The following is a 23,104-nucleotide window of genomic DNA, read 5'->3' on the forward strand; positions in this document are numbered from 1 at the left end:
GCACGAGGGCTGGACGTGTTTTATGGGAAGCAGCATGGCACAACAGAACTCATCCCCCTTGATCTGGATTCTTGCTGGAGAGGCCAGTGGTGACGTGCTGGGTGCGCGGCTTATGCAGGCCTTAAAGGCTCAAAACCCTCACATACGTTTTGCCGGCATTGGCGGTGCCCGTATGAGCGAAAATGGCCTAAGCAGCCTTTTCCCCATGCGTGACCTTGCTGTTATGGGGCTGGTGGAAATCCTGCCACGCTTACGCGCACTGTCCGCCCGATTAGATCAGGCGGTCGAGAATATTACAGCGCTCCGGCCTGATATTGTGGTGACCATTGATAGTCCGGGTTTTGCGTTACGGTTGTTAAAACGGATTGCAACTCTAGGGGTGCTGCGGGTCCACTATGTGGCTCCACAGGTCTGGGCATGGCGGCAGAAAAGGGTGAAGGAATTCCCCGGTTTATGGGATGAACTCCTGTGCCTTCTGCCGTTTGAAGAGGCTTTTTTTACCAAGCACGGGCTACACACCCGCTTTGTTGGCCACCCTGTTTTACAGTCAGGCGCACAACTGGGTGATGGAGCAAGGTTTCGTAAACAGCACGGTCTGAGAGAAGGGGCCCTTGTGCTCGTTCTTATGCCCGGCAGCAGGAGATCAGAGGTGCCTCGGCTTTTGCCGGTATTCGGGCGAATGCTGTCTTTGTTAAGTCAGACCATGCCTGATCTGGTGCCTGTCATCCCAGTCTCCGCCGTAGTGGAGGATGCGATTATACAAGGCACGGCAAAGTGGCCAGTGAAGCCCCTGATTGTTACAGATATTCAGGAAAAGCACGATGCGTTTGCTGCGGCCGGAGCCGCTCTGACCAAGTCAGGCACATCTACTCTGGAACTGGCTCTTGCAGGTGTTCCCATGGCAGTGACGTATCGGGTAAACCCTGTAACGGCTTTCATGGCACGGCGCTTAATCCGCGTGCCGCATGTTGCTATGGTTAACCTGTTGGCAGGTAAAGCAATTGTGCCAGAGTTGTTGCAGGAGCAGTGTAACCCCAGCACACTGGCACGTGCTGTCAGTATTCTATTTGATAAATCTGGTGTAGCTGAACGTCAAAAGCAGGCGTTCAAAACAGTGTTGAATGGTTTGAAGGGGCCGGATGGTAAACAGCCGGCAGAAGCTGCCGCTACAGCTATTTTGGCCTTATTGAAGAAAAATAATCGTGGATGATGAAATATTTTAAGAAATAGGTTTCATGTATAAAAATGGTTTGGCTGCTTAAATAAAAAAAGAGCGTATAGGGTTATCTGTAAAAACTATATAGCCGCTAGAAGACACTATAAAATCAGCCTGAACCCATTGTTTTTTCAAATAAGCCGCATTAATAAACATTAAAAAATTTCAATGTGAGTTATTCAATGCAGGCGCAAAAAAAACCTTATCTCTCGCACATACTTATTGGCTTATGCCTAGTATGGACAAGTGCAAACCTTTTGTCATGGTCACATTGGCCTGTCAAAATGAGGTCTGATAATCTTCTTCTGACGTTTAATAGTATGATGGATCATATGTTGCATGGGCGCTTTGATGTTGACCCATACTGCGTTCAGAAAGAAGGGTTTTTACGGAACGGGCGGGTATATGCCTATTGGGGTATTTTCCCCGCCTTTCTAAGGCTACCTCTTTTGGTGTTCAAAAATGGCTTGCATTTAGACATAACACGTCTTTCTTGCGTGTTGGCTGCCTGTTGTACATTTTTAGTAAACTACGGGACATTTTTATTTTTAAGAACATATTGTGGGTTTCAAAAAAAATGGCTCGAAAATAGCCTTTTCCTAGTTTTGGCTTTTTCTGGTGTGCAAATCTGTTTTTTGCAGGCAACTCTCTACCAAGAGGTTTGCCTGTGGGCCATTACTTTCGGAAGCTTATTTGTTTATTGGGCAGTGCGTGCATGTCTAAAGCCAGAAGATACACACAAAGCTCTTATCTGGATGGCATTGGCGGCTGGGTTGGCGCTCCTGACCCGTGTCACTATGGGTATAGCTTTATATGCAGCTTTAGCTTTGTTTTTAGGCGGTATTTTATACAGACAAGGTCTCAAGACCAGACTCTTGGCACCCATAATGGCGTCATTAGGTGTTGTGGGAGTATTTGTTGCGATCACAGCGTTTGTTAACTACGAACGCTGGGGTAATCCGCTTACTTTTGCAAACTATAACCTCTATATCTACAATGCGGATTTCCCAGACAGATTGGTAAGAACAGAGCAGTATGGTCTGTTTAATATCAAAAGAATACCTCTTGGGTTACTGTATTTCTTTCTTCCGGTATGGGCTTTTTTGCGCGCGGATGGCGAAATGGTTTTACAAGATGAGTATCAAAGGCTCATAGACGCGGTGGAGTTACCCCCAAGCAGCTTTTTTCTGACAGATGGTTTTTTACTTTTCCTAAGTTTTTATTGTGTGAAAAGCTTATTAAGAACACAGGCAAACAATGGTCCTGATAAACTGATGGTGGGGGCCAATATCATAGGCTTGTCGACAGCTCCTTTGTTGATGCTTATGGCAATAAGCATGAATTTTCGGTATCGCGCTGAATTTTACCCTCTTTTCCTTTTCATGGCTTTTATGGGCGCTGTTGCACTGGATCAAAGCCGTGATGTTAAAATTAAAACAAAACATATCTCTATTATATTGGTAATTTTAAGTGTGATATTTTCTCACATTATTCTTGTTTTGTATAAAATGGGTGAATTAGGTCCAGCATATAATTTTGTTCTTTCGGGTGTTTCTAATTACTATAAAACCAGGTTCGGATTTAGATAGAAATTCCAAAATAGGCAGGGATAATATATGCCTGCCTATTCATTTTACTCATTTTTTGTTTGCAGAAAGTATGCCGAACAGAAATGCAGAAAACGCAGCTTGCACCCCAACCACAATAAGTGTCAGAGACAGGGTAAGCGTGTTGGCAAGTTCTCCATATAACAGGTGTCCAAAACCAGTATTGGCCCAGTGGAGGACGCAGTAAATCACGCCAAAAACACCAACAAGGCTAATGCAGCCTGCTAAAAGCAGCGTTTTTTCCAAAGAGAAAAAAGACAGAAGATTACGGTGTCCATCTTCAAGGGGAAGAAAGCCTGTTTGCAAGGCGTACTGATCCGCTACCAATGTGAAGGAGAGGAGTTGAGCGCCGATGACAATGAAATAGCAGCACGCGACAAAACTGTGGAAGCCTAGTTCGATATGCCCAATATGAACGCCGGGTATGGCAATGGCTGCGGCACCTACAGCACCTAAAAGCACAAACGTGATGCCGGGATAAAGAAAGAGCCACTGGGGCGTATGCACCAATAAAAAGCGCAGGTGCCGCCATCCATCACGCCATGTGCGCAGATGCGGGGGGCGGGACCGTCCATCCGGTTTTAACGTGGTAGGGACTTCAGATATGACGTAACGCGCCAGAGACGCCTTAACCAGCATTTCACTGGCAAACTCCATGCCGGTTGTATTGCAGCGGAGCTGCAAAATGCGTTCACGGTTGAAACCCCGTAAACCGCAATGGAAATCACCATTTTTCAGTTTGAAAAATAACCGTCCCAGAAAACTGAGCACTGGGTTGCCAAGATAACGATGCAGAAAAGGCATGGCCCCCTTGGCAATGCCACCACGAAAACGGTTTCCCATGACAACATCATCGCCAGCGCGCAAGCGTTCGACAAATGGCATGAGCGATGAGAAATCGTAGGAATCGTCAGCATCGCCCATAATGACATAGCGACCGTATGCGGCGTCTATTCCGCCAAGCAAAGCTGCCCCATAACCTTTGACGGGAATAGCAACAACCCGCGCACCTTCGGTGTTGGCAATAGCCTGTGAACCGTCTGTACTGCCATTGTCTGCAATCAGGACTTCACCGCGAATATTGTAGCGTTCAAGAAAGGTGCGGGCTTTACGAATACAGACTGCAAGTGTCTCCGCTTCGTTCAGGCAGGGCATAAGAATAGTGAGTTCTAAATGGTCTGGCATATGATTTCCAAAAATACTTTATTTGAGACAAAGAATAATAATTCTCTGCGGCAAAATTTCTCTATTCTATGATCTACCTTAAATCACAAAAAACCATAAGGTTTTTCAGAAAATATTTTCTTACAGGCCTGTATTTAAAGTTGGTGTTGCTTCCCGGTCACCAATCAGAACAACTAGCAAGTTGGAGATCATGGCTGCGCGCTGCTCGGGGGGCAGTTCGTGACCCATGCGGCTTTCAAGGTTGCTGAGTGCATCATCAATAATGGCGACAGCGCCTTCAGTAATAATACGCCGTGCAGAAATCACCGCACTTGCTGCCTGTTTGCGCAGCATGGCGCTGGCAATTTCCGGTGCATAGGCAAGGTGAGAAATACGGGCATCCACAACATCAATACCAACAGGGGCCATGCGTTGTTTGAGTTCTTTCAGCAGCAGGCTGGCCAGAGTGTCACTCCCATCCCGTAGCGTCAGGCCGGTGTGGATTGGGTGTTCCGGCGCGTGATCAACGGCATTCTGCTGTTCTGTTGGGTCATAGGGGTATTGGCTGGCCAGAAGCCGCAGGGTGGTCTCGCTTTGGGCTGAAACATAGCCACTGTAATTTTCAACATCTAACAAAGCACGCGCCGCCTGAGACACACGCCAGATAATGACGGCGCCAATTTCTACTGGGTTGCCAACAGCGTCATTGACTTTCAGGGGACCGCATTCTTCCGTTTTCAGGCGGAGAGAAACTTTGTTGCAGGAATAAAAAGGGTTCAGCCACCAGAAGCCAGACTGCGTCAAAGTGCCTTTATAAGACCCGAAAAAGAGACAAACTGCGGCCTGATTGGGTTGCAGAATGATCAACCCTTTAAGAAGTAGTGCTGCAACAATCAGGCACAGGAAGCCAATAACTGGTCCCAGAGCTGTCATCGCAGGAGAAAACTGCGCTGCTGACAGGGTAAGGCAAAAGGCGGCGATCAGGCCTAAACCCACACAACCGCCTAAAGCGACCCATGCGCTGACTGGTCGCAAGGTGTGCTCAACAATTTTCTGGCCTGTGTTTTCCGACTTTTCGGGATACGCGGGAGAAGACGGCAGGGGAGGTGAGGTCATCAAGCGGTATCCTTATAAAGCCTTTAGGAAAGGTCAGGCGTGCGTGTGGCCGTAAAGTTGGTTGGGGTCTATTTCTGGCTTCGTCAGTTCTTTCAGCCCATCAGGTGAAAAAGCACGATAGAAACAGCTTCTGCGGCCCGTGTGGCACGCGACACCAATCTGGTTGACCAGGAGCAGCACAGCATCCGCATCACAATCCAGCCGTGCTTCATGCAGATGCTGGATCTGGCCAGACGTTTCCCCTTTGCGCCAAAGCTTCTGGCGGCTGCGGGAATAATAGCAGACACGGCCTGTTAGGAGGGTTTCCTGCAAGGCTTCCCGTGTCATCCAGGCAATCATCAGAATTTCACCGGAATCATGTTGCTGCGCAATGGCTGCGACAAGGCCATTTTTGTCAAAAGAGACAGCATCCAGCATGGAAGACAGAACGGAAGGGGACGGGGCTTGGTAAGTCATGATTGGCCAGATTTATCAGGGGAGGAAAGGGAGTTGGCTTGCTCGGCCTGAATGCCTGCCAGCAGCCATGAGGGAGGACGCGCGACAAGACTGTGTCCGTCAGCGACAAGCTGGGCGTCAAACGCTGAGAGTTTAAGGAGTGCCAGGCCAACATGATCCTGCGATGACCGCATAGTTCCCACTTCACTACCGTCAGCAAAAATTGGGGTGCCGGGTGGGGGAAGCGGTGCTGTACTGGCAACAGGGACAAGGCGGCGTTTGAGCAAGGTGCGGTAATGCATGCGGGCTGTAATTTCCTGCCCCATATAGCAGCCTTTGGTCCAAGAAATGCCGCCTAGGAGGTCCATATTGGCTTCTGCTGGCAGAGTGCGGCCTGTTTCACAATCCTGCACACCCTCTGGCAGACCCAGGACTAGCCGGTGCAATTGGTAGTCTTGCTCCGTGGCTGTCAGTGCCATTGTGTCTGGAGCGTCGATCAAACGCCACCCGGCACCGTCCAGTCGTGGGTCTGTGTAGGTTATAGCTGTTTCAAGGGGGACTGCATCCGGCCTTTCGCCCCACGCAGCCACAACAGTCAGGCCCGTGAGATCTAGCTGGATGTTGGCGCGAAGTTTGAAACGGAGCAGTTGGCTCCGCAAGGCGTCTGCCTGCTCTGTGGCGCAGTCAAGCAGGAGGCAGGTATCATCCGGGTCCGAGACCAGGAAAAAATCGGCTTGCCAACGGCCTTGAGGGGTCAGGCAGGCTGCCCATGTTGCGGCGCCGGGAGTAAGAGTTGCAACATCTGCCGTAATCAGCCCTTGCAGAAATTTAACACGGTCCGGCCCCGAGAGCCTGATGACAGTCCTGTTGGTGAGCCGTGTGCTGTGTGTGATGGGTAACATGCCGGGTCTCCCAGAAAAGAAGCCTGCGCCACGGGCAGGGTGTTAAAGGCTCAGGGTATCAAAAATGCTGCCTGCAGGGGTAAGGCCGCGAATATGTGTACGATGCCACACCGCATAAAACAGAAGGGTCCAGGCTGCAGGGCCATTTTTTCGGTTCTCGGCTGCTTCAAATAAAGCGCGTACCCGGTCTGGTTTGGCAATGGCCTGGATACACTCCTGCCGGGCGACCAGTTCCCCCAACGTTTGGCCCTGCTCAGCAATCCATGATCCGATAGGCACAGTAAAGCCCTGTTTGGGAGCAAAGGGGTTTGCTGCCGGATTATGGCGTTCAAGCCACCGGCGTAAAAGCCATTTTCCTTGCCCATTACGGACGCGCAGACTGTCGGGCAGTTGCCACGCACAGTTGGTGACAACGGGGTCCAGGAGCGGTGTGCGGCCTTCAAGGCCATGTGCCATGAGGCAGCGGTCCAGTTTCAGGAGAAGGTCGTTCGGCAACCATTCAGCAATATCTACGGCCTGCACTTCAGAAAGCCGTGTGGCAGTTATCTGCTTTGCCTGCTGCTCGGCTATGGTCAGTCCATCGCGCCATTGGTTGGGGGTATAACGAAGAACGTCCAATCCATCGAACATACCGTGTCGCCACATGCGGCGGCCTGCACGCCACCACGGACGTGCAGCGGAACGGTAACGACCATACCCGCAAAAAAGCTCATCTCCGCCTTCCCCTGAGAGGATAACGCGTACGTCCTGCTTGGCTTTGCGTGCCAGAAACCATGTAGGGATAATGGCATAGTCCGCAACAGGGTCATCCATGCAGGCAATAATGGCTGGCAGATTGTCCCAGACCATGGCAGCCGTGATTTTCACGGTTTCATGCTCCGTATTGGCAGCGTGGGCTAGGGCGGAGGCGGCATCGGCTTCATCTGCCGCACTGCGTGCCTCAAAAACGGCTGTCCAGGTACGCAGTTTTTCAGGGCGAGGTAGTCGGCTCATTGCCGTAAGCAGGCTGGCGCTGTCAATGCCGCCAGAGAGGAACAGGCCGAAAGGCACATCAGCCCTTTCATGGGCCTGCACGCTGTTCATCAGGGCATAATCAAGCTGCTCGAGAGCCTGTTTTTCTGAAAGGTTTTTTTTCGGTTCTGTCTGGGCCGGCAAGGGGGAAAGGATGGTGCGTTCAGCTATACGGCCCGCAACGACGCGGAGTGTTTCACCCGGCAAAACGCGCTGGATGGTTTTGAAGAGTGTTTGGGCTCCCGTAGTGAACTGAAGCTGTAGAAGCTCATCGCGCAAAAGGGACCGCTCTGTTCTGGGCGCAAGCCCAGATGCCAGAAGGGCAGAGGGTTCGGATGCAAAGGCAATGCCGCCTTCAAACTCCGTGAAATAGAGCGGTTTTATACCGAAGGGGTCGCGGGATAGCAGGACTTCATTATTGGCACTGTTGTGGATGGCAATGGCATACATGCCGCGCAGCGTTGTTGTGTAACCAGCACCCTTTTGTTCCCACATGACAAGGGCAGATTCGCAGTCGCTGCCAGTTTTGAAGCGTTCAGCCACCATGGCTTGGCGAATCTGGGGGTCGTTATAAATTTCTCCATTGGCAATCAGGGTGCCCGCAGCAGACTTCAGAGGCTGGTCACCGCCCGGAAGATCTATGATCGAGAGGCGTGTATGGATCAGGTCTGCCTCGGGCAGGCGGGCATAATGTGCGCCGTCCGGGCCACGGTGTAGAAGGGCGCTGGCCATGCGCTCCAGCACGTCCTGCCCAACACGAGGGGCTCCCGGTTTGTAGGCAATGCCGCCAATGCCGCACATCAGGCAGGCTCCACAGTTGCGAGGAAGTTATGCCATGCCGCCAAAACAGGGGCTGTCGCAAAGGTTGCATCGTAATCGGCTCGTCCGGCAGTGGCCATGCTGGCAGCAAGCGTTTTGTCTTCTAGCGCCACACCAAGCTGATCAGCCAGAATACGTGCATCCTCCACCGGGGCTAGAAGCCCATTTTCACCAGACCGTATAAGTTCCGTTGGGCCTTGCGATGCCGCAGCGACAACCGGTTTTCTGGCAGAAAAACCTTCTATCACAACGTTACCCAGCGGCTCATGCCGGGAGGGGCAGACCAGGACCGAGCAGGCTTTGATAAAGCCACCTGGGCGTGTGGACCATCCGGGCATGAGCACCTGCTCTGCTACATTTTCCTGCCTCGCCAGGGCTTCAAGGGCTGCACGTTCAGGCCCTTCGCCACAAATAACCAGCCATACACCGGGTAGATGCTTCATGGCACGGATCAGAACGTCAAAAGCCTTGTTCTTGTGCAGCCTGCCCAAAGCCAGCAGGAAGGGGGCTCCGTCAGGCAGACCTGCCGGGCGGATGGCCGGAGTGTCTGACAGGTCGTTCGCAAAATTGGGGAGATAGTGAACGCGGTTGGCGGCCCATCCCTGCGCCTTCATCCAGCGCACCAGACCGTGGGTATTGCCTATCAGATGGTCGCATTTGCGATAGTAAGACAGGTCGTAAAAACCGCCCAGCCTGCCTGCCAGAACCCAGTTCCCTTGCGGCGTGAACCGGGCGGCACGGTTCATCCAGGCCACGGTTACACGCGGTGCAAAGGACGTTAAGGCTCGGCGTAAGTTGGGGCCGGTTCTAAAATCTGTCAGCCCGCCAAAACGCAATTCTTTGGGGGGAAGGCCGCCAGCCGTCATGCGCGCTGCGCGTGCCTCGTCCTGCCTTATAAGGGGCAGGACAGAGAGGCCGGATGCCGCTTGTGCAACACAAAGCCTTTCAAAAAACAACTCCGCCCCTCCCGTCGTGGCACCGGCCATCACATGGGCAACGCGCAAAGATGATGCAGAGGAAGGAAGGGTGTCTGGGTGGCTCATGATGATGTCTCTGCAAGAAGGCGTAGGGCAGCCTCTGCTACCGTGGAAACGGAAAGATCAGCAATGGCGGCGTCGCCTTCAGGGCCGGGTGCTGCCACCCATGCTGTGTGGGCGCCTGAAGGGGCATATTCGGAAGCACGGGATGGTCCGAATAATCCAAGTGTGGGTGTGCCTGCGGCTGCGGCAAGATGCATCAGGCCTGAGTCATTGCCCACATAAAGCTGGCATTTCCTAAGAATGGCAGCCACTTCCGTAAGGGAAAAGCGTCCTCCCGCATCTATGGCCTGAGGGAGGGCTGCCAGAACAGGGGCAGCAAGATCGCGCTCCTGTTGTCCGGGGCCGTAAAGAATAACAGGACGTGCGGTGGGGTAAGCGGACTGGAGGCGGTGCCATAGCGGGAGGTAGCGCTCTACAGGCCATATTTTGCCTGACCAGTTGGCAGTTGGGCCGAGTGCGATGAGCGGTGTGCCTGTTGTGGGGAGAAGTGTGGTCGCACACGCCACATCTGACGGGTCGAGCCATACAGTCGGCACAGGTGGAGGGGAAAGGCTGAGCGTTTGGGCCACATGAGCAAGGCGCAGGCCGGGCCGACGCCCCCCCCGCATAATAACGCGCCGGCTAGAGCGCAGCAGCGCTGTCACCGCGGAGCCGCGCAGATCTATGGTCAGGTCCCACTTCTGGGCTACGCAGGCTTTCCACAGGTCCAGCCAATGTAGATCGTATTTGCGTTTGTCCATCGTGATGACACGATCGAGTCCCGGTACATTCTGGAAGAGTCCTGCGGCTACAGGCCCGCAGGCGATGGTAAAGCGGGCGTGGGGATACGTGCGTATCAGATGATCCAGCAGGCCGGTGGAGATCACGGCGTCACCCAGCCGGGTTGCCGTAATGAAGAGAATACGCATCTGCCTCTGTTTATACTGCGCTGATGGTTTTTCCAACCCGCTCAGCAGGGAGCGTGGAAACCGGCACGTCTTGTGTACGAAGGGTATGGACATTTGCAGGCTCTATGCCATGAGAGGCCGCGTGCGACCGCTGCCTGAATTTTACCTTTGTGTGCTGTCAGAGTGGCTGAGTCGTTTTATCACGAGGAATTGGGAAAAATGAGGAAAGGTTTGTTTCTGCTGGCCACGTTGGTAGGCCTGCCGTGTGCTGCGGTGTCAGCCCCAGTGGCTCATGCTGCCGGCGGAGGGTGGAGCGCTCCGGCTTGTGGTGCGGAACCCACCATGCCATCGCTCGATGTTGCATCGGTTGAGCATTACAATGCGAGCGTTGACAAGGCGACAGCGTACCAGAAGGCTGCACGCACCTATAATAGCTGTGTTGCGCATGCAGCGAATAAGGAAGAAACGGCCATCAGCAACGAAGCGCGTGAAAAAATTGCGTATGTGCATGAAGGCAGCCAGGCAGTGCAGAAGCGTATTGCGGCCAATTTCACGCATATGAACGCGACCCTTAAGGCAGGTAACGCCAAATTTGGCGGGAAGTAAAACAGGGTAGTTTGCCTGACGGTGCATCTGTTTCCGCTAAAAAGGCGGCAACAGATGCGTGTTAAAGGGTGTCTTTCAGGATTGGTGCCTTGTATGATGCCCCCGGGTAGGGCAGATATGGCCGTTACTCAGAATGAATTAGCCAGAACGGGAACGGGCCAGACGTGGCAGAAGATGTTTTCAAGGAAGTTGATGACGAACTGAAGGCCGAGCGCATGCGCCAACTGGCGCGCCGCTATGCGGGTGCAGGCTTGGGTCTTATCGTGGCCGTTCTGGCAGGCGCTGGCGCGTGGGCTTGGCATGTCTCAAACCAGAAAACTGCCGCGCTGGATGCAACGGGCACGTATCTGGCAGCGCTTCGTCAAACCGATCATCTGCCGTCTGCCCCGGCAAGTGGCACCATTCCCTACAGCGAGACGGCACAGACTGGGCTTGCCAGCTTGCAAAAACTTGCGGCGGCCAGCCCGAATGGTATTGCGACATTGGCCCGCCTGCAGGCAGGTGGCGTGCTGGCCGCACATGGGGACACCAAAGGCGCGCTGGCCGCATGGGATGCCGTTCAGGCGGACTCTCACGCAGACCCGCTTTTGCGTGAGCTCGCCAGCCTGATCTGGTGCCAGAAACAACTGGATAATGGAGACCCGGCAACCTTGCGCTCCCGCCTGTCTTTGCTGACGGGTAAGGATAAAGCCTGGCACGGTCTTGCAACGGAATCATTGGCTATTCTGGATGTGCGTGAAAACCATCTGGAAGAGGCCCGCAAAAAATTTGCTGCACTGGCGGCAGAGCAGGATGTGCCATCAGGTGTCAGAAGCCGGGCACAAGCAATGACACAGGCACTGGATCCATCGGCAGGGTGAGGCACTTTATGAGCAACATACGCTCTTCTAATCGTGTAAATGGCAGTTTGGCCCGTCGCTCCCTGTTGGCTGGTGCGGCTATGGTGCCCGCGCTTGCCGGGTGCAGCATGTTTGATGACGACGAAAAGCCATTGCTGGCGGGACACAGAACAGATGTTTTGTCCTCCGGCGGTAAGCTGGAAGTTGATAAGGAAGATCATACACCCATTACGGTGGCCGCTCCGATAACGGTTTCCGAATGGTCGCAGGTTGGGCGTGTGCCTACACATGTCGGCAGCAACTACCAGTGGCACGGTTTGCGTGAACGGTGGTCTAAATCTGTTGGTGCGAGCATTTCCGAACCGGGCTTTCTGGCTTGGGCGGCCCTTGGGTCTTTGGGGCGTGGTCTTATCCAGTCTCCTCCGGTTATTCAGAATGGTCGCCTGTTTTTTATGGATGCTCAGGGTGTTGTGCGGGGCTTTTCCTGGCCGCGCATGTCTCATCTCTGGACCTTTAATCCAAAGCCGCGCTCCATGCGTTCCAGTAACGTAGGTGGCGGTTTGGCTGTTGAAGGCGATACAGTTTACATCGTCAGTGGCATTGGTCAGGCTGTTGCGGTGGATGCCGTAACTGGCAAGCCCAAATGGCGGGTCGCGTTAAGTGGTCCGGGCCGGTCAGCACCCACTGTCGCCGATGGTCGGCTGTTTTTTGGCACGCTGGATGAGCAGTTCTATGCGCTGGATGCCAAAAATGGCCGTCAGCTCTGGTCCTATGGCGCAACACAGGCCGATACAACGGTGTTCGGTCAGCCTGCGCCAGCCTATGCCAATGGTGTTGTTATTGCTGGCTTTGGTGGGGGCGACTTGGTCGCTTTCCGTGCTGAAACCGGGGAAGTCGTCTGGAGCGATATGCTCGGCAACGTTAACAGTCAGGCCAGCACGCTTAACCTGTCCTGTGTGCGTGGTTTGCCTGTGGTGGTTGATAGCGTGATTTATGCTGTCAGCATGGCACAGGTTCTTGCCGCCATTGATATTCGTACAGGCCGCCGTTTGTGGGAGCGCTCCGTAGCAAGCCAGAACAGCATTCTGTGCGTTGGGGACTGGCTCTATGTTGTGTCTCTGGACGAGCAGGTCATTTGCGTGGACAGGCTTTCAGGCCATGTACGCTGGATGACACAGTTGCGCCGCTTCCGCCGTGTGGATGTGAACAAGGACATTGTGACCTGGATCGGCCCTGTGATGGCAGGCGGTGAACTGGTGTGCCTCAGCACACTGGTCGGGAACGGTGTTGTCCGGATTAATCCTGTAACGGGCGCGATTATTGCGGTTGAATCGTCTAATGCGGTTTCTTTCGTGCCGCCTATTGTTGTTGATGAGCAAATGTTGATTATTACAAACGACGGAAACCTCCGCTCTTATGGCTGAACGTCGTAAACCTATGCGGCCTGTTGCGCCGCTTCCGTCTGCGGACCTGCCGGTCGTGGCTATTGTGGGCCGCCCCAATGTGGGGAAATCCACCCTGTTCAACCGCCTTGTCGGCCGCAGGCAGGCGCTGGTGGCTGATACCCCCGGCGTTACCCGGGACCGTAAGGAAGGACTGGCGTTGATACGCGGGCGCTATGTGCGCCTGATCGACACCGCTGGCCTGGAAGAGGCCGCGCCGGATACACTTTTCGGCCGGATGCGGGCCTCCTCTGAAGGCGCTGTGCAGAATGCAGCGCTGGTGTTGTTTTGCGTGGATGCCCGCGCAGGCATTACACCGTCTGATGAGCACTTTGCCCAATGGGTGCGCCGCCAGAACCGCCCGGTTCTGCTGCTGGCCAACAAGGCAGAAGGGCGCTCTGGCGCGTCTTCCGCGCTGGAAGCCTATGCGCTTGGGCTGGGAGAGCCGATAGCTGTCTCCGCCGAGCATGGTGAAGGCCTTGCTGACCTGATGGCAGAAATTGTTGACCATCTTCCGCCTGAACCCGAACCGGTTGAGGAGGAAGAGGAAGAAGACGATTTTGCTGAACTGGCCTTTGACGAAGAGGTCATTGATGCGGATGAGCCGGAAGTTATCGAACCTGTTCGCCCGAAAGGGCCGATGCGCATAGCCATTGTGGGCCGCCCCAATGCTGGTAAATCGACCCTGATGAACGCCCTTTTGGGCGAGGACCGTATGATTACCGGGCCAGAGCCGGGTCTTACGCGTGATTCCATTGCTGTCACACTCTATGATGACGGTGATGAGTTTGAAATTGTTGATACCGCCGGGTTGCGCCGCAAAGCGCGTATTGACGAAGCACTGGAAAAAATGTCGGTTTCAGCCTCTATTGAGGCATTGAAAATGGCTGAGGTGGCTGTTCTTGTGCTGGACGCGACGTTGGGCGTGCATGAGCAGGACCTTCAGATTGCCCGTCTGATTGAGCGTGAGGGCAGGGCCTGTGTTCTGGCATTAAACAAATGGGATGCGGTTGAAGACCGTATTGCGACACGTAAGGCTATTCTTGACCGGTTAAGTATTTCTCTGGCGCAGATGCGCGGTGTGCCCGTGGTCACTTTTTCGGCGTTGACGGGTGCGAGCGTACACCGGCTTCTGCCCGCCGTGCGGGACGCTTGGACCGTATGGAATGCACGTGTTCCAACAGGTGCACTGAACCGCTGGTTTGAAATGATGCTGGAGCGTCATGCCCCACCGCTTGTTGATGGCCGCCGCTTGAAGCTGCGTTACATGACGCAGGTTAAATCCCGCCCACCAACATTTGTGCTGTTTGGGACCCGCGCGGAATTGTTGCCGGATGACTACAAGCGTTATCTGGTCAACGGACTGCGCGAGACATTTGATCTGCCGGGCGTGCCCATTCGCTTACAGTTGCGGGGTACTAAAAACCCTTATGCTGATAGCCGAAAATCTTCTTAATATAGAAAAATCTGCCGCTCTTTTTAAGGGCGGCAGATTTTTTAAATAAAGCTGAGGAAAATATCATCAAGCGCGTTGTCTTTGTCGCTTGAGGCAAGCTGCATAAAAAACGTTCTCATAAAGTCGGGCTCGTTTTTACTCTAATAAGTGTGGTCGCCATAAATTTCCGTTTGTTTCTGATATAATAAATAATTTTCCATAGTGCGGTTTTTTTAGAAAAACCGACTACTACATTTAAGTGTGTCGTGAGTAGCCGATGTTATCGTGCTGTTTCGCCAAAGAAACTCTATAAAACACTCCTTGCTGTGCTGCATGGGGCTGAGAAATCCCGTGGTATGTTCTGCTGGGGTTTTGATGGGTAACATCACATGTTTTAGCTAAAAGCTGACGCACGATTGAGTGTGACCGCGCAAAAAATAACCTGCTGTCAGAAAAATTATGGCACAAAGCCAAAGCTGCACTCTTCTGTTTTATTTTGGGTGATGGCACACAGGGCGCGTTGCGCAAGCCCATTATAAACAAAACCAAAAACGTAAGGAGCTAACCCTTATGAGTGATCCGGCGCACTCTCAGCCCTCTTTTTCTTCCGCTCCGGCTGATGGGTTGCATGGGTCGGCCCGCGCATGGGCAACATTTGCCGTTTCTCTTTCTGTCTTGTTGGCGCTGCTGGACTACGCCATTGCAAACGTGGCGCTACCCGATATTGCGGTGGACCTTAAAGCCTCGGCCTCTTCCTCAATCTGGGTGGTCAATGCCTATCAGTTGGCCAGTCTTGTCTCTTTGCTGCCATTGGCGGCACTGGGCAGCAAGGTTGGCTTTGCGCGCCTGTGCCGGGTGGGGATAGTCATTTTTATGGCGTCTTCTCTGTTGTGCGCCATGGCAACCTCGCTCCCCATATTGGCCGGTGCCCGTGCTGTGCAGGGGATAGGGGGCGCGTGTATCATGAGTGTAAATATTGCACTCGTCCGCTTTATTTATCCTCATGCAGAAATTGGGCGCGGTATTGCGCTTAATGGTGTTGTTGTAGCAGTTGGGGTGGCGCTGGGCCCCACGGCAGCGGCTGGCATTTTAAGTATTGCCTCATGGCCGTGGCTTTTCTGGATCAACCTTCCACTTGGTGCGCTGGCCTTGTTCATGGCGTTTAAGGCATTGCCTCAGGTGCCACGCAGCACTCAGAAAACAGATGTCACAGGCAGTGCTTTGTGTGTGCTGGCTCTGGGCGCGCTTGTTATGGGGGGTGATGGTCTGGCGCACAGGTCCGGCTGGATGATGTCTGTGGCGCTTCTGGTTTTTGGAGTGGCGTGTGGGTGGCTGCTTGTGCGGCGGGAGCGCGGGGTAGAGCAACCCATTCTTCCGGTTGACCTGCTTGGGAAGCCAGACTTCACAGTAGCATTCGTTACAGGCTGTCTGGGGTTTGTGGCGTCCAATTTTTATATCGTGTCCATGCCGTTTACATTGCACGACGAACTGGGTCTTGGCTCAGCTCTGACAGGTCTGCTCATTACCCCTTGGCCAATAGGTATTATGTGTGCAGCCCCTATTGTGCGCCGCGTGGCAGACAGTGTGTCGGCCGGGGTGCTCTCCTCCATAGGGCTGGCTGTCACAGCAACAGGGTTTTTGTTGCTGTGGCTGTTACCAGCTCATCCATCCGTATTTGATATAGTCTGGCGGACATGGATCGCGGGGTGGGGCTTTGGTTTTTTCCAGCCGCCTAACAACCGCGCCATGATGGTGTCAGCCTCTCATGCCCGTGCAGGGGGAGCCAGCGGTATGGTGCAGGTGGCGCGTCAGGCGGGGCAGGCTATTGGTGCCATGGGCGTTGCCGCTTTTTTTGTACAGTTCGCGCATGAGGGCCCACGGAACTGCCTTATTGCAGGCGCCTGTGTTGCGATAACGGCGGCGGCACTGAGTGCCAGCCGCCTGATACAACGTGTATAGTTAGATTTCGCTTTCAAGGAAGATGCGGCTGGCATCGCCCATCCATGCGCCGTAATAGCGTTCCAGCCACCGTTCTGCCTGTGTGGGCGCACCCGCAGCCAAGGCCGTGAGGGGGGCAAGGTAAGCCCATTCTTCCTGCCCGCTTTCTTCGTCCACACGGCCTCGGCCCTGTAGGCCATCCATGGCAATGCCAATGACCTGAGCCGCCAGATCCCGTACCGTGCCTTCGCCCCACGGGGTGTCCAGAGCCTGTGCAGGTACAAGCGCACGCAACTTGACGTAATCTTCCCACGGGCGTTCGCGCACAAGCTCATAAGCTGCTTCAAGGGCTGCATCATCATACAAGAGACCGACCCACAAAGCAGACTGGGCGACCATCATTTCAGCAGAACCAGCATCAGCACCGCGCATTTCAAGGAACTGCTTGAGGCGTACATCCGGGAACACTGTGGTCAGGTGGTCTTCAAAGTCGCTGAGTGTTGGGCGAATATCCTCCAGCCCTTCCTGTCGGTCGCCGTTCATCCACGCCCGGAAGGAGCGGCCGGCAACGTTGCGCATCTTGCCGTCACGCACCACAAAATACATGGGCACATCCAAGGCCCATTCAACATAGCGCTCAAAGCTAAAATCGTCTTCAAACACACAGGCAGGCATGCCAGCGCGCTCATTATCGGTATCTGTCCAGATACGGGCGCGGTTTGAGAGATAGTCGGTCGCTTTGCCTTCTACAAAGGGAGAGTTGGCAAACAGGGCTGTGGCAACGGGCTGAAGCGCCATAGACACCTGCATTTTGCGCACCATGTCCTGCTCGGACCCAAAGTCCAAATTGACCTGAACCGTGCAGGTGCGCTGCATCATATCCAGGCCAAGTTTGCCAACTTTGGGCATGTAGTTACGCATAATGCCATAGCGTGTTTTGGGCATCCACGGCAGTTCGCTGCGCGGTGCGGTGGGGTGGAAGCCGAGCGCAGAAAAACCCAACCCCAGTTTACGTGCAATGGGGCGAACCGTGTCAAAATGTTCAGCCAGTTCCTGCGCTGTTTCGTGCAGGTTTTCCAGCGGTGCGCCAGAAAGCTCAAACTGACCTGCGGGCTCAAGCGAAATACCAGCGCCTTTAGCGGCATTCTGGCCTTTAAGGCCAATCATGCTGCCGGCATCCATAATAGGCTCCCAGCTATCCGGCGCACCTTGGCGCAGGCCTGTCAGCACATCTTCAATGCCAGCGGGTGCATAGGGAGGGGCCGCATAGGCAGGGCGGCCACTTTGTGGGCTGACACCGCTTGCAGCAGCTTCTGGCCGGATAAAGCCAAATTTTTCGTGCTCGGTGCCGATGCGCCAGAGGTCACGAGGTTTGCACCCTTGCGCCAAAATCTCGGCCAGCTGGGAAACTGAGTGCGCAGGCGTATCGTCTTGGGCAACGGCGTTAGACATGAGAGCTTACTGTTCCTTGAAAGGCAGGCCGGTGCACGGCACGGACCAGAACGAGAGAGTGACGAAATGATATTCTGACTAATCCTGCACAGAGCGCAAGCCATCACCCATAAGGGCAAGGCCAGCGGCCACGGCAGTATCGGCCCGTAAAATGAGCGGGCCGAGGGAGACGGGGGCGATACAGGGCCGGCTTAACAGGGCTTTACATTCAGCATCACTTAACCCTCCTTCCGGGCCAATTAACAGGCCATCACCAGCCCGGGCAGACCGGAAAGTGAGTGGGCCGGAGGCAGCGCGTTCCTGCCCACGCTCAATAGCGGCAAAGAGACGGTGTCCCTCCGGCCAGGCTCCAAGGCATTGCATAAGAGGCACCGGCTCTGCAACGTGCGGAATGTCCAGACGTTCACATTGCTCTGTCGCTTCCATAGCAATGGCTTGCAGGCGATCAAGATTGACGCGGTGCGTGTTTGTGCGTTCCGTAATAACTGGCATGAAGTGCGTCACACCCAGTTCGGTTCCCATGCGCACCACAAGATCTGTTGCATCCCGTTTAAGCGGAGCAAATGCCAGTATCAGACTTGGCATGGCTTGCAGAGAGGGGCGTAGTTGCTCGGTTAAGGTCAGGCTGCCCTTATCCTTGCGGACCCCATCTAGCGTGGCCAGCCACTCACCTGCCTCGGCATTGAACACACGCACAAGGTCACCGGCAGTTTTACGCAGCACCGTACCCAGATAGCGGGCCTGCTCCGGAGAGAGTGGGCAAGATGCTCCGTGCTCAGCCGCAGGAAGGTCCTGAGCAGGTACATACAGGCGGGGCAGGTGGGCGTGGAGGCTCATGGCAGGCGGTCTGGCTCAAAAAAGAGGGCTGAAAACGCAATTATAGTAACGCTCTGTACTAATATGGTGCTTAGCCAGAAACCTGACAATGTGCAAAGCGCTTCATGCTGGAAGATAATATGTGGCATACCCGCACATCACCCAGACCACAAACCTTTAGGACCACAAAGCCCCGTGCCTGTCTCCCCCGCTACTCTGCACACTGATATTAAGGTAACAGGCTGGATTGCCCGCCTGCCGCCCGCCCTGCGCCCTTACGCATTGCTGGCGCGGCTTGATAGGCCCATTGGTACATGGTTGCTCTTTCTGCCGGGTGTATGGGGTATTCTTCTGCCCCAGCAGGTTGCTGTAACCGAGCGGCTGCGTCTGGTTGTCCTGTTTGGCATTGGCAGTCTGGTCATGCGCGGGGCTGGCTGCGTTGTGAATGACATGTGGGACCGGGATATTGACCGGCAGGTGGCCCGTACCGCAGGCCGGCCCTTGGCTTCCGGTGCTCTGACCATGCGGCAGGCGGCTTTGTTCCTCCTGCTGCTGTTGCTGATAGGGTTGGGTGTTCTGGTTCAACTCAACAGCCTGTCATGGGTGTTGGGTGTGTCTTCTCTGGTGCTGGTGGCACTCTATCCGTTGGCCAAACGGTTTACGTGGTGGCCGCAGCTTGTCATGGGCTTTACCTTCGGGTTTGGGGCCCCAATGGGGTATGCAGCGGCGGCGGGTGCTTTGTCGTGGGCGCAGGCGGCGCTTTATGGCGCAACCATTTTCTGGCAATTGGGCTTTGATACCATTTACGGCTTTCAGGACATGGAAGACGATGCCCGGATTGGTGTAAAATCCACCTCCCGGCTGTGGGCGCAGAAAGCTCGCGGGTTTATCGGTTTTTGCTACGGAGCCATGTTTGTGTTGCTAGCAGTGGCTATTATGTTGGCAGGGGCTAGCTGGCTTGTGTGGCCTGCTCTGGTCTTGCCAGCCATCATGCTCGCACGGCAGGCCGCTAGTGTTACGCCAGAAAGCCCCAGGCTGTGCCTCGCGCAGTTTCGGTTCAACCGGGAAATTGGGGTGGCGATTGCTTTGGCCCTATTGGCAGGGTTGTTTCACGTTTAACACTGCCCCTGTTTGCGCCTTGTCGGGCGTGCCATAGTAAAGGTGCATAAGTTCTGTCTGCTGGATAGCCTTGTTAAAAAGGCGCTAGATTTGGAAATGACCAAACATATGAAAACGGCTTTGCCTGTTCTGTCTCTCCGCCGCTTCATGCTGGCAGTTTCTCTTGCGGCGGTCACGGTGCCGGTGACGGTACACGCCCAGCAAGGGCAGATGTCGGTTGCCGGGCAGGAGAATGCCCCTGCGGCGGCCTCTCTCACAGCCTCTGATAAGGCATGGCTGACCAGGATTGAACAGACGCTGAACGGTATTACCACCCTCAAGGCCCGGATGCAGCAGTTGGACGCGGAAGACAAGCGGACAACAGGCACGGTCTGGATGCAGCGTCCCGGCCAGATGCGTCTGGCTTATGATGCCCCAACACCGCTCCTGCTGGTTGCAAACGATGGCAAGGTGGTGTTTCGGGACAACCAGCTTGACCAGACAACTGTTATTCCAATGGAGCGTACCCCATTAGGGCTGCTTCTGCGGGACAAGGTCAGCCTGTCAGGAGACGTGACGGTGACTGGCTTCTCGCATGAAAATGGTCTGGTCGAGGTATCTGTTGTCCGCACGTCCGCTCCCGGTGATGGCAGCCTGACGCTTGTTTTTCACGATAAGCCGCTGGCTCTGCGCTCATGGAGCGTGCTGGACGCCCAAGGGCGTGAGACCCGTGTGACCCTGTTTGACATCCATACCGGTGTGGCTATTCCCGCAGGCACCTTTACGCTGCCAGCACAACCGGAATAAAATCTGCCTCTTTAACAGCACACTTGCTGGTAAAAACCTGACTGCGCCCCGATATAGGAGGCACGGTTTGGAAAGGTGAGGCAGAGAGCAATGGTGGCACGGCGTAACCCGCCAGATGAGGTTGACCTGTTTGGGCAGAGCGCTCCCGCGTCCCATGCTGGTGGCGGAGGGGCCTCGGCTCATTCTGTAAGGCCACCGCCCAACCAACCGCTTGCAGACCGGCTGCGCCCCCAAAAGCTGGAGGATGTTGTCGGGCAGGGGCATCTCCTTGGGCCGGACGGTTCTCTTACCCGTATGCTGGAGCGTGGGTCTCTGGCCAGTCTCATTTTATGGGGTGGGCCGGGTGTAGGAAAAACCACTATTGCCCGCCTTCTGGCTGAAGCTTCCGGTCTGAGGTTCATGCAGCTTTCTGCCGTTTTTTCCGGCGTGGCAGATCTGAAGAAGGCGTTTGAAACAGCGCGTAAGCAGGCGGAAACAGGCGGCGGTACCTTGCTGTTTGTGGATGAGATTCACCGCTTCAACCGCGCCCAGCAGGATGGCTTTTTGCCCGTTGTGGAAGACGGTACGGTGGTGTTGGTGGGCGCCACCACGGAAAACCCCTCTTTTGCGTTGAACTCCGCTCTCTTGTCCCGCTGTCAGGTCATGGTGCTGAACCGGCTTGATGATGCAGCATCAGAGGCTTTGCTGGTCAGGGCAGAGGAAGAAACCGGACATCCGCTTCCCCTCACGGAAGAGGCGCGCGCCACCCTGCGCGCCATGGGTGATGGAGATGGCCGTTACCTTTTGAATATGGTGGAGCAGTTGCTCAGCCATAAAACAGACGTGCCGTTGGACACGCAGGCGCTCTCACGTCTGCTGGCCAAGCGGGCCGTGCTGTATGATCGTGACCGGGAAGAGCATTACAACCTCATTTCTGCTCTGCATAAGTCCATGCGTGGGTCTGACCCGGATGCAGCCCTCTATTGGTTTGCGCGAATGCTGGAAGGGGGCGAAGACCCCCGTTATCTGGCGCGACGTATGACCCGTTTTGCAGCGGAAGACGTGGGCATGGCAGACCCACAGGCTCTGCCATTGGCCCTTGCCGGGTGGGAAACCTATGAGCGCCTCGGCTCTCCGGAAGGGGAGTTGGCGCTTGCACAGGTTGTTGTGCATCTGGCTACAGCCCCCAAGTCCAACGCTGTTTATAAGGCCTATGGTGCAGTGCGGCGTGCCGCCAAGGCGACAGGCAGCCTGATGCCACCAGCCCATATCCTGAATGCCCCGACGAAATTGATGAAGGATATAGGCTACGGAAAGGGCTATGCTTATGACCATGACACGGAGGAAGGCTTCTCCGGTCAGAATTATTTTCCTGATGGCATGTCACGAGAAACCTTCTACCGGCCTACGGGAAAAGGGTTTGAACGTGAGATTCGTCATCGCCTAGAAACATGGTCCCGCTTGCGGGATCGGCGTCAGTCGTGAATATCGTGCCATGAGTGTTGTGATTCTTACTGTAAGCGATGACGAGGCGGATATTCGCCTCGACCGCTATTTCCGCCGTCATTACCCGCACCTGACACAAGGTGCGTTGCAAAAACTGTGCCGTACTGGCCAAATCCGTGTGGAAGGCAAACGGGTGGAAGCCTCTACGCGCCTGCAGCCCGGCCAGTCCGTGCGGGTGCCTCCCATTCCCATGGCGGCCAAGCCTGCCAAGGATGCGCCACGCCCGCTGGATGAGCGTCTGGTGCGTGAGATCAAGGGCATGGTCCTGTATCAGGACAAGCAGGTTATTGTACTGAACAAGCCAGCAGGGCTGGCGGTGCAGGGCGGTCCCGGCATTACAAAACATATTGATATGATGCTGGATGGCCTGCGTGAGGGGGATGACCCGCGCCCACGCCTTGTGCACCGTATTGACCGTGATACCTCCGGCCTGCTGCTGCTGGCACGGACTCCCGGTGTGGCTGCCAAACTGGCAGAGGCCTTCCGGGGGCGGGATGTCAAAAAAACATACTGGGCGGTTGTTGTCGGGCGGCCTGACCCGCTTGAGGGCGAAATTGACCAGCCGCTTGCCCGTCTGGGTATGGGGGCAAACGCCATTATGGTTGCGGCTGACCGGAAGGATAAGGACGCACTTTTCGCGCGCTCCACGTATGAAGTTGTCGATTCGGCAGCGCGTAAATTTTCCTGGCTGGCACTGTCGCCTTTGACAGGCCGTACGCACCAGTTACGCGTCCATTGCGAATCCCTCACCACGCCTATTCTGGGTGACCCTAAATATGGTGGGGCTGCTGCACATGTCGATGGGTTTATAGACCAGTTACACCTGCATGCCCGTCAGCTTGAGATACCACACCCCGCAGGGGGCAAGCTTGTGGTGACGGCCGAATTACCGCCGCATATGCGTGAGACCTTTCGTGCTCTCGGTTTCGTGCCCGGCTCTACGCCCAAGCCCGTTCGTCGTGGCGGGTAAAAGACGAGCATCATAAAAA

General features: G+C 54.9%; 20 protein-coding genes. 11 read left to right on the top strand and 9 right to left on the bottom strand.

The genetic code is table 11. From position 1 onward, the window contains the following. Positions 1–34 precede the first annotated feature (34 nt). Both lpxB and Abci_RS08515 read left to right on the top strand, forming a co-directional pair. Positions 35–1,210 (top strand): lipid-A-disaccharide synthase, encoded by a 1,176-nt coding sequence (gene lpxB / locus Abci_RS08510; protein WP_048838858.1) that lies wholly within the window; start codon positions 35–37, stop codon positions 1,208–1,210. A gap of 290 nt (positions 1,211–1,500) precedes the next feature. After that, complete coding sequence (locus tag Abci_RS08515; protein WP_219810307.1) at positions 1,501–2,805, top strand: hypothetical protein; 1,305 nt, start codon at positions 1,501–1,503, stop codon at positions 2,803–2,805. Positions 2,806–2,853: 48 nt separating this feature from the next. Here Abci_RS08515 and Abci_RS08520 read toward each other — a convergent pair whose 3' ends face one another. From Abci_RS08520 to Abci_RS08550, 7 genes are all read right to left on the bottom strand, one after another. Continuing rightward, positions 2,854–4,008, bottom strand: coding sequence for a glycosyltransferase family 2 protein (locus Abci_RS08520; protein ID WP_048838743.1), 1,155 nt, complete (start codon positions 4,006–4,008; stop codon positions 2,854–2,856). A 120-nt stretch (positions 4,009–4,128) separates the two neighbouring features. Then, entirely contained in the window at positions 4,129–5,103 is a 975-nt protein-coding gene (locus Abci_RS08525; protein ID WP_084597599.1) for an SPFH domain-containing protein, read from the bottom strand. Between the two features lie 33 nt (positions 5,104–5,136). Beyond that, positions 5,137–5,559, bottom strand: a complete 423-nt coding sequence (gene hisI, locus Abci_RS08530) for a phosphoribosyl-AMP cyclohydrolase (RefSeq protein ID WP_048838744.1) — start codon at positions 5,557–5,559, stop codon at positions 5,137–5,139. Continuing rightward, entirely contained in the window at positions 5,556–6,440 is an 885-nt protein-coding gene (gene ygfZ, locus Abci_RS08535) for a CAF17-like 4Fe-4S cluster assembly/insertion protein YgfZ (protein WP_048838745.1), read from the bottom strand. The genes hisI and ygfZ overlap by 4 nt, the downstream gene beginning before the upstream one ends. A gap of 42 nt (positions 6,441–6,482) precedes the next feature. Next, positions 6,483–8,252 (bottom strand): asparagine synthase (glutamine-hydrolyzing), encoded by a 1,770-nt coding sequence (gene asnB / locus Abci_RS08540; protein WP_048838746.1) that lies wholly within the window; start codon positions 8,250–8,252, stop codon positions 6,483–6,485. After that, entirely contained in the window at positions 8,252–9,313 is a 1,062-nt protein-coding gene (locus Abci_RS08545; protein ID WP_048838747.1) for a glycosyltransferase, read from the bottom strand. Before Abci_RS08545 ends, asnB begins: the two co-directional genes overlap by 1 nt. After that, positions 9,310–10,218, bottom strand: a complete 909-nt coding sequence (locus Abci_RS08550) for a glycosyltransferase family 9 protein (protein WP_048838748.1) — start codon at positions 10,216–10,218, stop codon at positions 9,310–9,312. The genes Abci_RS08545 and Abci_RS08550 overlap by 4 nt, the downstream gene beginning before the upstream one ends. Before the next feature lie 198 nt (positions 10,219–10,416). Here Abci_RS08550 and Abci_RS08555 point away from each other — a divergent pair, with 198 nt between their 5' ends. The 5 genes from Abci_RS08555 (at position 10,417) to Abci_RS08575 (ending at position 16,478) form a co-directional block, all read left to right on the top strand. Continuing rightward, positions 10,417–10,803, top strand: a complete 387-nt coding sequence (locus Abci_RS08555; RefSeq protein WP_048838749.1) for a hypothetical protein — start codon at positions 10,417–10,419, stop codon at positions 10,801–10,803. Between the two features lie 164 nt (positions 10,804–10,967). Then, positions 10,968–11,663, top strand: coding sequence for a hypothetical protein (locus Abci_RS08560; RefSeq protein ID WP_048838750.1), 696 nt, complete (start codon positions 10,968–10,970; stop codon positions 11,661–11,663). A gap of 8 nt (positions 11,664–11,671) precedes the next feature. Continuing rightward, complete coding sequence (locus Abci_RS08565; RefSeq protein WP_048838751.1) at positions 11,672–13,066, top strand: PQQ-like beta-propeller repeat protein; 1,395 nt, start codon at positions 11,672–11,674, stop codon at positions 13,064–13,066. Next, positions 13,059–14,540: a ribosome biogenesis GTPase Der gene (gene der, locus Abci_RS08570; protein WP_048838752.1), complete on the top strand. Its 1,482-nt coding sequence runs from the start codon at positions 13,059–13,061 to the stop codon at positions 14,538–14,540. Before Abci_RS08565 ends, der begins: the two co-directional genes overlap by 8 nt. 549 nt (positions 14,541–15,089) lie before the next feature. After that, positions 15,090–16,478 carry an MFS transporter gene (locus Abci_RS08575; protein ID WP_048838753.1) on the top strand — a complete coding sequence of 463 codons (1,389 nt, stop codon included), beginning with the start codon at positions 15,090–15,092 and terminating at the stop codon, positions 16,476–16,478. Here the strand turns inward: Abci_RS08575 and Abci_RS08580 are convergent, their stop codons facing one another. Further along, on the bottom strand, positions 16,479–17,909 hold the full coding sequence (locus Abci_RS08580) for a glutamate--cysteine ligase (RefSeq protein WP_048838754.1): 1,431 nt from the start codon (positions 17,907–17,909) through the stop codon (positions 16,479–16,481). It lies immediately after the preceding gene. A gap of 78 nt (positions 17,910–17,987) precedes the next feature. Further along, positions 17,988–18,746, bottom strand: a complete 759-nt coding sequence (locus Abci_RS08585) for a 16S rRNA (uracil(1498)-N(3))-methyltransferase (RefSeq protein WP_048838755.1) — start codon at positions 18,744–18,746, stop codon at positions 17,988–17,990. 174 nt (positions 18,747–18,920) lie between these two features. Between Abci_RS08585 and ubiA the strand changes: the two genes are divergently transcribed. The 4 genes from ubiA to Abci_RS08605 all read left to right on the top strand — a co-directional run bounded on the left by ubiA (position 18,921) and on the right by Abci_RS08605 (position 23,085). Next, a complete protein-coding gene (gene ubiA / locus Abci_RS08590) occupies positions 18,921–19,844 on the top strand; it encodes a 4-hydroxybenzoate octaprenyltransferase (RefSeq protein WP_048838756.1) in 924 nt (307 codons plus the stop codon). Between the two features lie 96 nt (positions 19,845–19,940). Continuing rightward, complete coding sequence (locus tag Abci_RS08595) at positions 19,941–20,630, top strand: LolA family protein (protein ID WP_146806835.1); 690 nt, start codon at positions 19,941–19,943, stop codon at positions 20,628–20,630. A gap of 90 nt (positions 20,631–20,720) precedes the next feature. Then, a complete protein-coding gene (locus tag Abci_RS08600) occupies positions 20,721–22,094 on the top strand; it encodes a replication-associated recombination protein A (protein WP_048838757.1) in 1,374 nt (457 codons plus the stop codon). Between the two features lie 10 nt (positions 22,095–22,104). Then, the gene (locus Abci_RS08605) at positions 22,105–23,085 is read left to right on the top strand and encodes an RluA family pseudouridine synthase (RefSeq protein WP_048838758.1); all 981 of its coding nucleotides are present in this window, start codon (positions 22,105–22,107) and stop codon (positions 23,083–23,085) included. Positions 23,086–23,104 lie beyond the last annotated feature (19 nt).

This window comes from Acetobacter cibinongensis (assembly GCF_000963925.1).
Taxonomy (GTDB): Bacteria; Pseudomonadota; Alphaproteobacteria; order Acetobacterales; family Acetobacteraceae; genus Acetobacter; species Acetobacter cibinongensis.

Coding starts and splice junctions, on each gene's coding strand:
- Abci_RS08550 (WP_048838748.1), bottom strand. CDS start 10,218: ATGCGTATTCTCTTCATTACGGCAACCCGGCTGGGTGACGCCGTGATC.
- ygfZ (WP_048838745.1), bottom strand. CDS start 6,440: ATGTTACCCATCACACACAGCACACGGCTCACCAACAGGACTGTCATC.
- asnB (WP_048838746.1), bottom strand. CDS start 8,252: ATGTGCGGCATTGGCGGCATTGCCTACAAACCGGGAGCCCCTCGTGTT.
- Abci_RS08585 (WP_048838755.1), bottom strand. CDS start 18,746: ATGAGCCTCCACGCCCACCTGCCCCGCCTGTATGTACCTGCTCAGGAC.
- Abci_RS08595 (WP_146806835.1), top strand. CDS start 19,941: ATGACCAAACATATGAAAACGGCTTTGCCTGTTCTGTCTCTCCGCCGC.
- Abci_RS08520 (WP_048838743.1), bottom strand. CDS start 4,008: ATGCCAGACCATTTAGAACTCACTATTCTTATGCCCTGCCTGAACGAA.
- lpxB (WP_048838858.1), top strand. CDS start 35: ATGGCACAACAGAACTCATCCCCCTTGATCTGGATTCTTGCTGGAGAG.
- Abci_RS08545 (WP_048838747.1), bottom strand. CDS start 9,313: ATGAGCCACCCAGACACCCTTCCTTCCTCTGCATCATCTTTGCGCGTT.
- Abci_RS08555 (WP_048838749.1), top strand. CDS start 10,417: ATGAGGAAAGGTTTGTTTCTGCTGGCCACGTTGGTAGGCCTGCCGTGT.
- der (WP_048838752.1), top strand. CDS start 13,059: ATGGCTGAACGTCGTAAACCTATGCGGCCTGTTGCGCCGCTTCCGTCT.
- Abci_RS08580 (WP_048838754.1), bottom strand. CDS start 17,909: ATGTCTAACGCCGTTGCCCAAGACGATACGCCTGCGCACTCAGTTTCC.
- Abci_RS08600 (WP_048838757.1), top strand. CDS start 20,721: ATGGTGGCACGGCGTAACCCGCCAGATGAGGTTGACCTGTTTGGGCAG.
- Abci_RS08565 (WP_048838751.1), top strand. CDS start 11,672: ATGAGCAACATACGCTCTTCTAATCGTGTAAATGGCAGTTTGGCCCGT.
- Abci_RS08525 (WP_084597599.1), bottom strand. CDS start 5,103: ATGACCTCACCTCCCCTGCCGTCTTCTCCCGCGTATCCCGAAAAGTCG.
- Abci_RS08515 (WP_219810307.1), top strand. CDS start 1,501: ATGAGGTCTGATAATCTTCTTCTGACGTTTAATAGTATGATGGATCAT.
- Abci_RS08605 (WP_048838758.1), top strand. CDS start 22,105: ATGAGTGTTGTGATTCTTACTGTAAGCGATGACGAGGCGGATATTCGC.
- Abci_RS08575 (WP_048838753.1), top strand. CDS start 15,090: ATGAGTGATCCGGCGCACTCTCAGCCCTCTTTTTCTTCCGCTCCGGCT.
- hisI (WP_048838744.1), bottom strand. CDS start 5,559: ATGACTTACCAAGCCCCGTCCCCTTCCGTTCTGTCTTCCATGCTGGAT.